Consider the following 14,417-nt stretch of genomic DNA (forward strand, 5'->3'; position numbering starts at 1 on the left):
CAGATGGAGGGAGACACTATTTGCTGACCATCTGGAAAGATCTGCTGGATTTGATTTTCCCTCGCAGGCCGGAATGTCCGTTTTGCGGCGCAGCCAGCCCAAGAGGAGAGCCCTGCGGCGGTTGCCTGGCTACTATGGGGAGCTATCATGGGGAACGGCCTTGCACCCGCTGTGGCCGGCTGGCTGAAAAGGGGGCGGCGCTAAGGCATAACGGCGCCGGACACCTTTGTTACGACTGCCGTAAAAGGGACTGGCCCTTTACCCTGGCCCGGGCCGGCGGACCATATGAAGGGGTATTAAAAGAAGCTATCCACCGCTTCAAGTATGCCGGGCGCCGCAGCCTGGCCATCCACCTGGCGGCGCTGATGGTTGATGCGTACAGGTTGGAACCCCGCTACCAGACGGCCAGCCTTATTGTACCGGTGCCCCTGTCCAGGGAAAAGCTGCGCTTAAGGGGGTTCAACCAGGCAGAGCTGTTGGCTGTTGAGGTGGGCAGGGCGCTGGGTATGCCTGTTAACGGGAGTTGCCTGGTCAAGGACTTTGATACTCCTCCCCAGGCCGGGCTGAACCGGGTTGCCAGAGAATCTAACCTTAAAGGCGCGTTTAGCGTGAAGAGGCCTGATGTAATCCGGGATCAGGTGGTTGTAATCATTGACGACGTTTTCACCACCGGCAGCACCATGTCTGCGGCTGCGGCAGCACTAAGGCGGGCCGGGGCCAGGCAGGCGCTCGGCCTGACTGCGGCCACGGGCCGTTATATTTAAGGAGTTTAATAATCGGTGAACGATGGATATGTCTATAAACACAGGTTCAGGTACGCGCTGTGTGCGAGCCGGCCTATATGAGCAAAAAGACGATATCCATACGGCATGTTTTGCTTAATGTGAAAGCCTAAGAATAACCAAGCAATTATCATAAAAAGTGAGATTATAAGGGAGAAGATCAATTTGCGTAAATATTTTTTCGTCGTTATTATTCTGTATATACTGTTTTCCTTTGCTGGCTTTGCCCAAGCTGCGCCCCAGGTGGTTCTTGATGGGCAAACCCTCAGCTTCGATGTCCAACCAACTATTGAAAACGGTAGAACATTGGTCCCTCTCAGGACTATATTTGAAGCCCTGGGTGCGGAAGTCAATTGGGACGATACTACACAGACTGTGACAGCAAAAAAGGATCATACTGAATTAAAATTGGTTATAGGTGGTCAGGCATTTAAAAACGGCGCACCCGTTCACCTGGATGTTCCAGCGCAGGTGATAGACGGCAGGACTATGATACCGGCCCGGTTCGTCGCTGAGGCGCTGGGGGCAAATGTTGGTTGGGATGAAGCCACGAACTCGGTACTTATTACAACCTCATCGGATCCTGTATCTTCCACACCTGCAGGGCCGGCAGGTCTTAGCCGGGCCAATCCGTTACCGGCCGGCCAGAGTCTTATAACGCAAGACGGCTTACAGATAAGCGTCAAAGGCTGTATCCAGGGTACTGAGGCCTGGAAGATGGTTAAAAATGTAAATACATCTAACGAACCGCCCGAGGATGGGAAAAAGTATATTCTAATTTCCATAAACGTAAAGAATATTTCCGGCCAAAAATCGCCACTTGTTAATTCTTATGACTTCCAATTAGAGGGGCGCCTAGATGAAAATGAAGTATTTAGATCCTATCAAGCATCTGTTGAGTTACCTGACAGCGGGCGCTTCAAGGAGCTATACGGAGAAATATACAACGGGAAAGAAATTACCGGTGGAATTTGTTTCTATGTACCCGCAAATGAAAGTAGCTTTGTTTTAAAATGGTTGAAACCATCGGACCCTGCAAATTGGAGGTATTTTGAGGTGAAGTAAGATTAGCCCATTGAGAGCAGTCCATCATAGAGGAAGAGGAACTTGCCTTTGAGAGTGTTTTGGAATATTCACCACCGGCAGCGCTATGTCTGCAGTTGCCGCAACTTTACGGCAGTAGGGGCCTGGCAGGTCCTGGGCTTGACTCGCGGCAACAGGTCGTTATATTTGAGGTTTCAGTATAAATAATGGCTTTCTACACCTGGTTTTTTACGAATCTGCAGTTTTTCACCACTGAGAGAAAACCAATCGCCAAGGGGTGTGTCCTTTTCGCCAGGACCTCCTGGCACAGGTGTTTGGGTGTTGCCCTTGAGGCATTCTTTTGTTTCAAATATTCTACAAGAAACGTGCCAGCGATTTACATATTATGACAAAACATTTTGTTCGTTAAGGAAGTATTCAACACTTCAGCTGTTGATTTTATAAGTTATTAACACGTTTATCCACATTATCCACAGGCTTTTCTTCACAAACACTGATCAACAAGGAATTTTTCGACATTCCATGGCCAGCATGCTTTACTTCAACCTGGTGTGATACCGGCGCCGTGATCCCGTCGATTTTAGAAACCAGGATCAATAGTGGCAACGCTTGACAATGATATTTTCCCTGTGATACTATTTCCTTAGTTAGGTTGAATGCTCGCAGTAACAAGCTTTAGGAGGTATGTTTGTGTTAGGTAAGGTCAAGTGGTTCAACCAGGAAAAGGGTTATGGTTTCATCGAGCGGGAGGATGGTGGAGATGTTTTTGTCCACTTCTCGGCGATTAATGAAGAAGGCTTTAAGACCTTAAACGAGGGTCAAAAGGTTGAATTTGATATCGTCGAAGGCGCGCGGGGGCCGCAGGCGGCCAACGTTGTTAAATTATAAATGTTCGCTACGCCCCAGCTAAAGCCTGGGGTTTTTGCTTCTCCGCCCTTATTTAGCAGGATTTTTTACTTGTTTGGGTAATAATATACTAATAGAGAGTGGAAGGAGTGTTGGTGGATGAACGTACAAGTACGCGGCCGGAACATTGAAGTCACGAGCGCATTAAAGGAATACGTCGGTAAGCGAGTCGGCAAGCTGGATAAATACATTGACAATCTGGGGGACGCCCAGGTGACCATGACGGTTGAAAAGGATTCGCACCGGATTGAAGTAACCATTCCCATTAACGGGATGATTTTGCGGGGGGAAGAATCAACCGGCGATATGTATGCCTCCATCGACCTGGTGGTGGAAAAGCTTGAGAAGCAGATTGGCAAATACAAGGGCAAGCTGCAAAAGAGAGGCGTCCGCTATGTCAACGACCAGCGGGTTCCGGCAGCGCTTGAGGAAGATACACCGAGGATGGTAAGGACCAAGCGCTTTGCCATCAAACCTATGCCGGTGGATGAGGCCGTTCTCCAGATGAACCTCTTGGGCCATAATTTCTTTGTGTTCTCCAATGCTGAGACAGAGCAGGTGAACGTAGTTTACAAACGCAAGGACGGTAACTACGGCCTGATCGAGCCTGAGTTTTAACCGGAAAATTATATCTTTACAACCTGTTGGAATCAGTAAGACTTTTCGGCGCGCCCTGGGGTGCGCCGTTCTTGGTCTCTCAAACATTGACGATTTCCAGTTGGATGAAGTATAATATTTGGATAGTTAATATAGTTAAACGTTTTGTGCCTGCCTCCTGTTTCCGGGAACTTCCTACATGGCTGGTTTTCCGGATGGAGGGGCGTTCAGGGTAGTTCACATAACGCTGCTGTGCCGCCGGCAAAGGATAAGATATCACGTGCAGGCGCGATTTCAATCGCACCACAATTGTTGTTGAATTGCTCCGCGCGCCGTACTCTCTTATTAGGAATGAACTAAAGATGCTTTGACAGGATTTGCTGGAAAGAGGTGGTTTAAATGCTCGGGTTTATAAAGAACTGGCTTGACGATAATGCCCGCGAGGTCAAAAAGCTGCAGCGGGTCGTGGATGAAACCAATCAGCATGAACCTGCCATGATGCGTTTATCGGAGGACGAGCTTAAGGCCATGACGCCTGCCTTCAAGGCCAGGCTGGAGCGGGGGGAAACGCTGGACGAGATCCAGCCCGAGGCCTTTGCCGTAGTGCGGGAGGCTTCCCGGCGGGTGCTGGGAATGAGGCATTTTGACGTCCAACTGATGGGCGGCATGGTGCTGCATCAGGGCCGCATCGCCGAAATGAGGACCGGTGAAGGGAAAACCCTGGTAGCCACATTGCCGGTTTACTTGAACGCCCTGACCGGCAAAGGGGTCCACGTGGTTACGGTGAACGACTACCTGGCCCGCCGCGACAGCGAGTGGATGGGCCAGATTTACCGCTACCTGGGTTTAAGTGTGGGACTGATCGTACACGGGCTGGACTGGAATGAGCGCAGGCGTTCTTACCTTTCCGATGTCACCTACGGGACCAACAACGAGTTTGGTTTTGACTACCTGCGTGACAATATGGCCCATCACCCGGACCACCTGGTCCAGCGGGAACTCAACTACGCCATCGTGGACGAGGTGGACAGCATCCTCGTCGACGAGGCCAGGACCCCTCTGATTATCTCCGGCCAGGCGGAGAAATCGAACGACCTGTACTATACTTTTGCGAAGATTGTACCGCGGCTAAGCCGTGATGTAGACTACAACGTGGATGAAAAGGCCCACAGCGCCACGATCACCGAGTCCGGAGTGGCCAAGGTGGAGAAAATCCTCGGCGTGGAAAACCTGTATGATGATAAAAATATCGAGCTGACCCACCATTTAAACCAGGCTCTTAAGGCTCACGGGCTGATGAAGAGGGATAAGGACTACGTGGTGAAGGACGGCGAGGTCATTATCGTCGACGAGTTTACCGGCCGGCTGATGTTCGGGCGCCGTTACAGCGATGGACTGCACCAGGCTATTGAAGCGAAGGAAGGCGTCAAGATCGAGCGGGAGTCCCAGACCCTGGCCACGATCACCTTCCAGAATTACTTCAGGATGTACGATAAGCTGGCCGGTATGACCGGTACCGCGGAAACCGAGGAACAGGAGTTTAAAAAGATTTACGGCCTGGACGTGGTGGTCGTTCCGACCAATAAGCCGATGATCCGTAAAGATTTGTCCGACGTGATCTATAAAACGGAGCAGGCCAAGTTCCGCGCGGTGGTCGATGAGATCGCCGAGCGTCACGCCAAGGGCCAGCCGGTCCTGGTCGGCACCATCTCGATTGAAAAATCAGAAGTCTTAAGCGGTATGCTGAAGCGAAAAGGTATTCCCCACCAGGTCCTCAACGCCAAGTACCACGATAAAGAGGCCGAGATCGTGGCGCAAGCCGGGCGGCGCGGCGCCGTGACCATTGCCACCAACATGGCCGGACGCGGTACCGACATCGTGCTGGGCGGCAACCCCGAGTTTCTGGCCCGCCAGGAGCTAAGAAAGCAGGAACATAATTTCGAAACAGCGGGTGAACTCACGGGCGCTCCGGCCGAAACAGATGAACAAGCTTATCAGGCCTTGCTTGAGAAATACCAGCGGCAGACTGAAGAGGAACGGCAGCGCGTGGTGGCGCTTGGCGGCCTGCACATCTTTGGGACCGAGCGCCATGAAAGCAGGCGGATTGACAACCAGCTGCGCGGCCGTTGCGGGCGGCAGGGCGATCCCGGCTCCACCCAGTTCTACAGCTCTCTGGAAGATGACCTGATGCGCCTGTTCGGTTCGGATAATATTTCGGGCATCATGGACCGTCTCGGCATTGAAGAGGACGTGCCGATTGAGCACAGCATGATCACCAAGTCAATTGAGACAGCCCAGAAGCGTGTGGAGAACCGCAACTTCGACACCCGCAAGCACGTACTCGAGTACGACGACGTAATGAACCAGCAGCGGGAACTGATCTACGCCCAGCGGCGCCAAGTCCTTACCGGAGAGAATTTGAAAGACAATATCCGGGACATGATTGAAAGCTGCGTCCAGCGGGCTGTTGGAAACTATGCCCCGGAGGGGGTTATACCCGAGGAATGGGATTTAAAAGGACTCCTGGAATATGCCGAACAGTATTTCCTGCCCGGCCACACGTTTACCCCGGATGACCTGGAAGACATGGGCCGCAACGAACTGCAGGAATTCCTGGTGGAAAAGTCACGTGAGGCTTATGAGGCCAGGGAAGAGGAACTTGGTCCGGAAACCATGCGGGAGATTGAGCGGGCGGTCATGCTCCGCATTGTTGACGAAAAGTGGATGGACCACCTGGACGCCATGGACCAGCTGCGTGAGGGTATCAACCTCCGCGCCTACGGACAGAAGGACCCCCTCATTGAGTACAAGTTTGAAGGCTATGAGATGTTCCAAAACATGATCGATACCATCCAGGACGAGGTGGTCCGCTACATTTTCCGGGTGAACCTGGTCCGGCCCCAGCAGGAAAAAGCTCGCCAGGTGGTGGAAAACCGCTATGCGGAAGAGGGCCAGAAACAGCCGGCCCGCCGGGAAGACAAAGTGGGAAGGAATGACCCGTGCCCCTGCGGCAGCGGTAAGAAATACAAGAAGTGCTGCGGCCGGGCGGCAGCGGTTTAAATAGCAAAAAGGTAGGTGTGCCATGTTTTCAGAATTAAAACGGGACCTGGAGCCCCTTGGCAGACGAGTTGAAGATTTGAGGGTTTCTCTTTGACATAGCTGAAAAAGGGAACGAAATCGAGCGTTTGGAAAAGCAAATGCTGGACGGGGGTTTTTGGGACGAACCCGAAAAGGCCCAGAAGGTGGTCCAGCAGGTGTCGGCATTGCGGGATAAGGTCGCTGTCTTTGAGACGCTGGCCAGAGACTTTGAGGAATTGGAAATACTTTGTGAACTCGGCGAGGAGGCTGATGACCAGGAAATCGCCGCGGAAGTAAAGGAGGGGCTCAACGCTGTCCAGCAAAGGATAGCGGATTTGGAACTGGCCGTGCTCCTGAACGGGCCTTACGACCGTGGCAATGCTATCCTGGCCCTGCACGCGGGGGCCGGGGGCACCGAGGCGCAGGACTGGGTGGAAATGCTCCTGCGCATGTACAGCCGGTGGGCCGAGCGGCGCCGCTTCAAGGTGGAAATCCTGGATCTGCTGCCGGGAGATGAGGCCGGTACCAAGAGCGCCACCATCGAGGTCAGCGGCCCCAATGCTTATGGTTATCTCCGTTCAGAAAAAGGAGTGCACCGGCTGGTGCGGATTTCTCCCTTTGACGCGGCCGGACGCCGCCATACCTCTTTCGCATCCGTGGATGTCCTGCCTGAGGCGGAAGATGACGTAGAGGTAGAGATTAACCCGGAAGATTTAAAGATTGACACCTTTCGTTCCGGCGGAGCGGGAGGCCAGCACGTTAACAAAACTGATTCGGCGGTACGGATTACCCATCTCCCTACGGGGATAGTGGTGAACTGCCAGAATGAACGCTCCCAGATCTCCAACCGTCTGGCGGCCATGAAGATGCTCAGGGCCAAACTGATCGATATTGAGCTGCGCAAGAAAGAGGCTGAAATTGCCGCCCTGCGCAGTGACCAGCAGGAAATAGCCTGGGGCAGCCAGATCAGGTCCTATGTTTTTCACCCGTACAGCCTGGTCAAGGACCACCGTACCGGGGAAGAAGTGGGCAATGTCAACGCGGTAATGGACGGTGAAATAGACTCCTTCATCTCCGCCTACCTGAGGGAAAAGGCCCGCGGCGCGAGTAATAAAATATAGCTGTTGGAAGAAGCTCCTGCGGGAGCTTCTTTTTTTACGGGAAATATTTAAAGAACAACTGGTTCTCAAAAAGCCTCTGGGGTAGTGGGTTTGGGGTTAGGACTCCCAAGTCATTGTCTAAAAATATGCTTTTCTCCACATGATAAAGTTTAGGTTGCTGACAGTAAGTTCATCTATGCGGGATGGAGCCTTGATGAAAACAGTCTACGAGATTGCTGGAGTAAGCCTGGGAGTTCTGCTGGTCGCCCTGGGACTGGATATGTTCCTGATCCCCAACAAAATCGCGGCCGGGGGTGTCAGCGGTATCGCCACCATTCTTCATTATCTGGTCGGGGCGCCGGTGGGGGCCGCCATCCTCGCTCTGAACATACCTCTCTTTGCCATGGGTATTTACCGCCTGGGACTTCGTTTTGGCTTTCGTTCCCTGTATGGCACAATCACGCTTTCACTGGCTGTGGACCTGCTGGCCCCGGCCTTGCCGGTACCAACCAATGATATCCTGCTGGCCAGCCTTTTCGGGGGAGTTTTGACTGGGTTAGGTATGGGACTTGTCTTCAGACACAGGGGGACTACCGGGGGCACCGACCTGGCAGCCGCGGTCCTGCGCACATATACCGGGGTAAACATCGGGCAACTGCTGTTCCTGGTGGACGGCGCCGTGGTTTTAGCAGCGGGGGTTGCCTTTCGTTCGGCAGAGTTGGCCATGTATGCCCTGATCACAATATTTATCACCGCCTGGCTGATTGACGTGGTGCAGGAAGGGATCAGCTATGCCAAGGCCTTCCTGATTATCTCCGAACGTCCGGACGAGATAGCTGAGGCGATCCTGGCCGGCTTGGACCGGGGAGCAACCGCCTGGCCCGCCCAAGGTGTCTATACCGGAGCCCGGAGGGAAGTCCTGCTTTCGGTAGTCGACCGTGCGGAGGTTACCCGTCTCAAGGAAATTGTGCATGGGGTAGACCCGCGAGCCTTTGTAATTCTGGCTGATGTGCACGAGGTCCTCGGCGAGGGTTTTAAGGAGTACAAGTAGGCTTTGAGATTTTTCATTTTCTGCCTTTTTGAGAAGGAGTATCACCATATCCGTCGAATACCTAAGTCGAATATCCATGTGATATGTAGAGCGCCGTCGCCAAGCGTACAGATCAGGCGCCTTATATCATAAAAATTTAGCGCTGGTAAACACCGCCATTTACAGACGAGCAAAAAGCCAGTGAATGAAAAGCGAGGTGCGGCGGTTGATCCAGTTGTACAATGTGACCAAGACTTACGACAATGGAGTTAAGGCTCTTTCAGACGTGACCCTGCGTATACACAAGGGTGAATTTGTTTTTCTGGTTGGTCCCAGCGGGGCCGGTAAATCAACTCTTACCAAACTGCTTTACCGGGAAGTACTGCCCAGCCGCGGCCAGATCATTTTAGACGGCAAAAGCCTGGTCCGCATGCGGCCGGGTGAAGTTCCCTACCTGCGCCGCAAAATCGGGATGATATTTCAAGACTTCCGCCTGCTCCCCCAGAAAACCGTATTCGAGAACGTGGCGTTTGCCCTTGAGGTCATAGGAGCCGCGCGGCGGGACATTAAAAGGTCGGTTCCAACGGTGCTTTCCATGGTGGGGTTGGACGCCAAGGCCGGTGTTTTCCCCCAGCACCTCTCGGGTGGTGAACAGCAGCGGGTTTCCATCGCGCGGGCTATCGTCAATAACCCGTTTTTAATTATCGCCGACGAGCCTACGGGGAACCTGGACCCGGAAACCTCCTGGGAGCTGATGAACCTGCTTTTGGACATCAACCTTCGCGGCACCACCATCATTATGGCCACCCATGCCTGGGATATCGTAGACTCCTTGAAAAAACGGGTAATTGAGCTGGCCGGCGGTAAGCTGGTGCGGGACGAGAAAGAAGGTGCTTACCGCTGTGAGGCTTAGCACAATAAAATATTATTTTCGCGAAGCCTTCCAGTCGGTTTTGCGCAACAGTTGGCTGTCATTAGCCTCGATCGGGGTCGTTGCCGTGTCCCTGTTAATTTTGGGCGGTTCCCTTTTGCTGGTGCTGAACGCCAACAACATCGCAGCCAATTTGGAATCCAGTGTTGAAATATCCGTATTTTTAAAAGATGAGACGAGCTCCGACCAGATCGAGGAACTGGAAAACAGGATCAAGGTCCGGCCTGAAGTGGCTGAAGTTCATTTTGTTTCCAAGGCGCAAGCCCTGGAAGAAATGAAAAAAAACCTTGGCGACAACCAGGATGTCCTGGCCGGGCTGGAGGAAAAGAACCCCTTGCCGGATGCTTTACGCATCAAAACCATCTCTGTTGAACAGGTGGAGCCCCTGGCCCGCCAACTGGAATCCTTCGAACAGGTGGACCAGGTGCGGTACGGGCAAGGGGTAGTGGAAAAGCTACTGGCCCTCAGCAAGTGGGTGCGGACCGCCGGTTTGGTGACCATGCTCCTGTTGGGGATTGCGGCGGTTTTCCTGATTGCCACCACCATCCGCCTTTCTGTTTTTGCCAGGCGCAAAGAAATAGGGATTATGAAGATGCTGGGGGCCACCAACTGGTTTGTGCGCTTCCCCTTTCTGCTGGAAGGAATGTTTCTGGGACTGATCGGCTCTTTACTGGCCGTTATCGCCGTATATTTTGGGTATCTCTCATTGATCGACAGGATTGAGATATCCCTGCCTTTTTTCCAACTGGTTAGTGACCGCAGCGTGCTTGTTCCCCTTGTAGAGGCTTTGCTGGGCCTGGGCCTGGGGATCGGGGTGGCCGGCAGTATGATCAGTTTGCGTAAGTTTTTAAACGCCTAAAAAGAATCAGGAGTGATTGATGTGGCCGCGGGTTTGATTAAGAAGAGGGTATTGCCGATCGCGATGGCGCTGGTTTTTCTACTGGGAGCCGGTATCGCCTTTGGCGACGAACTGGAAGACCGGCTGCAACAAACCAGGACGCAGTTGGAGCAGAAAAGAGTCGAGACCAATAAGGCCAGAGGTGTGGTAAGTGATTATACCAGCCAGGTAGCGTATCTTAACCAGTCAATCAATGAAAAAAACTTAAAAATCAACGATCTTGAGGTAAGCCTGGAACAGGTCAGGAATAACCTGGCCAGGACCGAGAAAGAGCTCGAAGAGGCCGAGGTTAGGCTCAACCAGAGTACCGAGCTGCTTAACAAACGTGTGCGCAACATTTATGAGGCGGGCAATGTCAGTTATATGGAAGTACTATTTGAGTCCAAGGACTTTAGTGACTTTGTAAACCGCTTTGAACTGCTGAGAAGGGTGATCCAGCAGGACGTCTCCACTATTGACCTGGTCAAAGCAGACCGTGAAAAGTTGAACACCAAAAAGGAAGAACAGGATCAACAGCAAAAAGAACTCCAGTCGCTGATAGCGGAACAGGAATCCGCCCGCCAGGAACTGGCCATGAAACAGGGTGAGAAAAATGCTCTTTTGAGCCAGGCCAAGGATAATATGTGGGACCTCGAGGCAGAGGCCGCCCGGCTGGAGGCGCAGGAACAAGAAATCCTGAGAGAGATAGCCCGCAACCAATCCAATCCTGACCGGCCGCAATCCGAGGGTCCTTTTGCGTGGCCTGTACCCAGTTGCAGCGCGATATCCTCCTATTTCGGACCCCGTGCCCATCCCATCCTTGGGACCAGCCGCATGCACAACGGAATTGATATCCCGGGCAACTACGGAGCCGCGGTGGTGGCGGCACAGGACGGTACCGTCATCGACGTGGGTTCCATGGACGGTTACGGCAATGTTGTGATGATTGACCACGGCGGCGGCCTGACCACACTTTATTCCCACCTGTCCGCCCAACTGGTGAGCTACGGGCAGGAAGTCAGGAAAGGCGACACTATCGCCAAGATAGGCAGCACAGGTCTTTCCACCGGGCCGCACCTGGATTTCTCAGTGCGGGTGAACGGGAACCCGGTGAACCCGCTCAATTATTTTTAGTGTAAATTAGCCTTGTAAGGTTGAAATGGGAGGGCCGGACCAAAGCCGGCCCTTTCATAATATAATGCTCGGGATGTCAGGCGGTTATGCCCTGCCGGATTACCGCCCGACAGGATGAGGCCGCCGCTTCCAGGGTGGTTTTTATTTTGCAAGAACAAAATATTAAGCGCGCGGGCTTGATATTGGACATGTTTACCAGATTGTAGTAGTATAATAACGTATGTACAAAGATAGGGCGGTGCATCTATTTGGAATCTAAGCAATCCTTCTTCAGGGGCAGGGGCGGCAGGCTCTTTTCGGTCCTGGCGGTTTTGATAGTGATCGTTTTTCTGGCCGGGGGAATTCTTCTGGCCACCAATTACAAACACCTGGGCAACCTGGTGAAGGTGGTTACCCTGGTCCGGACGCAGTACCTCCAGACGGTTGACACGACCCAGTTGGTGGACGGCGCCATTAAAGGGATGGTGGGTTCTTTAAACGACCCCTACTCGGTTTATCTGGACCCTAAAACTTATGCCCAGCTCCATGAGCAGATTAAGGGGTCCTTTGGGGGGTTGGGCATTCTGGTGGGAATCAAAGATCAGTACCTGACGGTGGTCAGAGCCTATAAGGGTACACCGGCTGCTAAAGCAGGCATTGTTGCCGGAGACGTCATCACTAAAATCGATGACCGTGACGCCAGAGGGATTGATTTGGAAACCGCGATCAGCCTCATGCGCGGGGAAGTGGGCTCTAAAGTGACTCTAACCATTGACCGGAAAGAAACGACCGAGCCCCTACAGTTCACCAGAGAGTTAATCCGGGAGGAAATCAGCGTTCCCACGGTAGAGAGCCAGGTACTCCCCGGCACGGCTATTGGCTATGCTGTGGTCAGCCAGTTTACCGAGCACACCTCCGAGGAGATGAAGGAAAACCTGGCCAAGCTGCAAAAAGAGCAGGTTAAAGGACTAATTTTGGATCTCAGGGACAACCCCGGCGGGGAGCTTATCGCTGCGGTTAACGTAGCCAAGAATTTTATCCCGAAGGGCCCCATTGTCTTTATCGACTACCGTTTTGGCAGGGATCAGGAGTTCTCTTCCGAGGGCCGGACGGCCCAGCTTCCCCTGATCGTGTTAATTAACGGGGGCAGCGCCAGCGCGGCGGAAATTCTGGCCGGGGCGGTAAAAGACACCGGCGCGGGGACTCTGGTCGGCGTCAAAACTTTCGGCAAGGGGATTGTGCAAACCGTATTTCCTCTCGATAACGGGGCCGGGTTGAAACTTACCACAGCCCGCTACCTCACGCCCAACCGCAACGACATCCATGAAATAGGCATCCAGCCGGACGTTCTGGTGCAACCGGAGGAGAATAGTGTCCTTGACGTACAGCTTGACCGAGCTGTTGAATTAATGAAGCAAAAGATTGCGGGATAAATACTTTTACGGCCGTGGGTTTCCCCGCGGCTTTTTAACATGACCTGAAGCCAGTACTCGCTGCTTGTGATAAATTTAGGAGCACTTATTTTCAGGGTTGAATATTTTTGCCTGAGCTTGGATGAGGTGAAGGAGTTGTTTCCCTTCCTGCTGATAATCCCGCTAATCCTGCAAGCTTTTCTCGGCGCCTTTATGGACCCGCAGTTTTTATCTATTTTCCTGGTGGTAATGGTCTTAATCGCCGTTCAGTACAGACGTATGGAAAAAGTACGGGAAAGCTTTTTCGGGCGGGGCGGCGGGCGGATCTTCCCCAGTACCCTGGCTGCCGCCGGCTTTGGGCTGCTGGGGGGGTTGGCCGGCAGCATAGTGATGGTTGTAATTGGCCTGACGCTTTCCGAATCCGGGCTGATTTACCTGTGGCCGGTGGCAATTTTGTTGATGCTGATAAATATGCGGTTTTTGTGCTTTTCCTACGCCGGCGGGGTGTTGGCGCTGTCCAACCTGACCCTGGGTTTTCCTGATATTAACGTGCCGCAGATTATAGCCCTGGTTGCCGTGCTGCATATGGTGGAGAGTTTTTTAATCCTGGCCAGCGGGCACCTGGGGGCGGTTCCGGCATACATCAAAGGGCATGGCGGTAAGGTTACCGGTGGGTTTACGCTGCAAAAATTCTGGCCTATTCCTATAGTTGTACTGGCGGTTGTGACCGGCGGCACGGTCGAAAACGGTATCAATATGCCGGAATGGTGGCCGCTGCTCAAGACGGGTGTGCCAGGCAATCCTCAGGACCTGATCTATGCGCTGCTGCCTGTGGTGGCGGGCCTTGGTTACGGTGACATCGCCACGGCCAGGAGCCCTCAGGAAAAAAGCCGTCTCACCGCGCTATTTCTTGGCGCCTACAGCCTGACCCTGCTGGTCTTGGCGGTACTGGCCCAGCATAGTGAGACATTGGCGCTGGCTGCGGCAGTATTCTCATTTTTGGGCCACGAGGCGGTTATTTTTGCCGGCCGGAGGATTGAAATCGTGAAGCCCCCCTTGTACGTGCCGCCTGAAAAGGGAGTCAGGCTGCTTGACGTGCAACCCGGGGGGGCCGCCTGGCAGGCGGGTTTGCGTTCCGGAGATGTAATCCTGGCTTTGAACGGCGAAACGGTGGCTGGCCGCGACGCTTTATTCCAGCGCCTGAAGGGGACATTTTACCCCGTAACGGTAGATTACTTCAGCCACACGTCAAAAGAAAACCTGCGGGCCACCATCCGGCCGCCCGTTCAGGGGTTGAACTGGGGTCTGCTTCCGGTACCTGGGGAGGACGAGGACCAGTACGTCGAAATGATGACGACCGGGCCGTTGGGGCGGTGGCTGCAGCAATGGTGGGGTAAAATTAGAAGTTGACACATTTAAAAAGATGGGGATATAATCATCACAGAGGCAGGCCAAGGAGGCCTGGACAGGGTTGACATCAGGTTGAAAAACAAAGCCACGAAGGCTCTGTCCCACCTGGGATATACCTTGGTGGTTTTTTTCAAGGG

General features: G+C 53.2%; 12 protein-coding genes. All 12 read left to right on the forward strand.

Annotated elements, in window-relative coordinates; genetic code table 11:
- Positions 1 to 20 precede the first annotated feature (20 nt).
- The 12 genes from Psch_RS19925 to Psch_RS19980 all read left to right on the forward strand — a co-directional run bounded on the left by Psch_RS19925 (position 21) and on the right by Psch_RS19980 (position 14,280).
- Positions 21 to 764 carry a ComF family protein gene (locus Psch_RS19925; RefSeq protein WP_190259463.1) on the forward strand — a complete coding sequence of 248 codons (744 nt, stop codon included), beginning with the start codon at positions 21 to 23 and terminating at the stop codon, positions 762 to 764.
- A gap of 183 nt (positions 765 to 947) precedes the next feature.
- The gene (locus Psch_RS19930; protein ID WP_190259464.1) at positions 948 to 1,847 is read left to right on the forward strand and encodes a stalk domain-containing protein; all 900 of its coding nucleotides are present in this window, start codon (positions 948 to 950) and stop codon (positions 1,845 to 1,847) included.
- Between the two features lie 663 nt (positions 1,848 to 2,510).
- Entirely contained in the window at positions 2,511 to 2,714 is a 204-nt protein-coding gene (locus Psch_RS19935; RefSeq protein WP_190259465.1) for a cold-shock protein, read from the forward strand.
- A 117-nt stretch (positions 2,715 to 2,831) separates the two neighbouring features.
- The gene (gene hpf, locus Psch_RS19940; protein WP_134216675.1) at positions 2,832 to 3,350 is read left to right on the forward strand and encodes a ribosome hibernation-promoting factor, HPF/YfiA family; all 519 of its coding nucleotides are present in this window, start codon (positions 2,832 to 2,834) and stop codon (positions 3,348 to 3,350) included.
- A gap of 378 nt (positions 3,351 to 3,728) precedes the next feature.
- On the forward strand, positions 3,729 to 6,389 hold the full coding sequence (gene secA, locus Psch_RS19945; RefSeq protein WP_190259466.1) for a preprotein translocase subunit SecA: 2,661 nt from the start codon (positions 3,729 to 3,731) through the stop codon (positions 6,387 to 6,389).
- Between the two features lie 22 nt (positions 6,390 to 6,411).
- Positions 6,412 to 7,528 (forward strand): peptide chain release factor 2 gene (prfB, locus tag Psch_RS19950; RefSeq protein ID WP_190259467.1). Its coding sequence is split into 2 segments (ribosomal slippage): positions 6,412 to 6,480 and positions 6,482 to 7,528, totalling 1,116 coding nucleotides; the frame shifts between segments, so codons are not numbered across the junction.
- 193 nt (positions 7,529 to 7,721) lie between these two features.
- Positions 7,722 to 8,558 (forward strand): YitT family protein, encoded by an 837-nt coding sequence (locus Psch_RS19955; protein WP_190259468.1) that lies wholly within the window; start codon positions 7,722 to 7,724, stop codon positions 8,556 to 8,558.
- A gap of 205 nt (positions 8,559 to 8,763) precedes the next feature.
- Positions 8,764 to 9,450 carry a cell division ATP-binding protein FtsE gene (gene ftsE, locus Psch_RS19960; RefSeq protein WP_190259583.1) on the forward strand — a complete coding sequence of 229 codons (687 nt, stop codon included), beginning with the start codon at positions 8,764 to 8,766 and terminating at the stop codon, positions 9,448 to 9,450.
- Positions 9,440 to 10,327, forward strand: coding sequence for a permease-like cell division protein FtsX (ftsX, locus tag Psch_RS19965; protein ID WP_190259469.1), 888 nt, complete (start codon positions 9,440 to 9,442; stop codon positions 10,325 to 10,327). The genes ftsE and ftsX overlap by 11 nt, the downstream gene beginning before the upstream one ends.
- Before the next feature lie 21 nt (positions 10,328 to 10,348).
- Positions 10,349 to 11,479, forward strand: coding sequence for a murein hydrolase activator EnvC family protein (locus Psch_RS19970; RefSeq protein WP_243124257.1), 1,131 nt, complete (start codon positions 10,349 to 10,351; stop codon positions 11,477 to 11,479).
- 248 nt (positions 11,480 to 11,727) lie between these two features.
- Complete coding sequence (locus Psch_RS19975) at positions 11,728 to 12,891, forward strand: S41 family peptidase (protein WP_190259470.1); 1,164 nt, start codon at positions 11,728 to 11,730, stop codon at positions 12,889 to 12,891.
- 126 nt (positions 12,892 to 13,017) lie between these two features.
- Entirely contained in the window at positions 13,018 to 14,280 is a 1,263-nt protein-coding gene (locus Psch_RS19980) for a PDZ domain-containing protein (RefSeq protein ID WP_243124258.1), read from the forward strand.
- Positions 14,281 to 14,417 lie beyond the last annotated feature (137 nt).

The organism is Pelotomaculum schinkii (genome assembly GCF_004369205.1).
Lineage (GTDB): Bacteria > Bacillota > Desulfotomaculia > Desulfotomaculales > Pelotomaculaceae > Pelotomaculum_C > Pelotomaculum_C schinkii.

Bases quoted from the DNA above. Each gene is read 5' to 3' on its own strand.
- hpf (WP_134216675.1), top strand. From the start codon at position 2,832: ATGAACGTACAAGTACGCGGCCGGAACATTGAAGTCACGAGCGCATTA.
- secA (WP_190259466.1), top strand. From the start codon at position 3,729: ATGCTCGGGTTTATAAAGAACTGGCTTGACGATAATGCCCGCGAGGTC.
- Psch_RS19955 (WP_190259468.1), top strand. From the start codon at position 7,722: ATGAAAACAGTCTACGAGATTGCTGGAGTAAGCCTGGGAGTTCTGCTG.
- Psch_RS19935 (WP_190259465.1), top strand. From the start codon at position 2,511: ATGTTTGTGTTAGGTAAGGTCAAGTGGTTCAACCAGGAAAAGGGTTAT.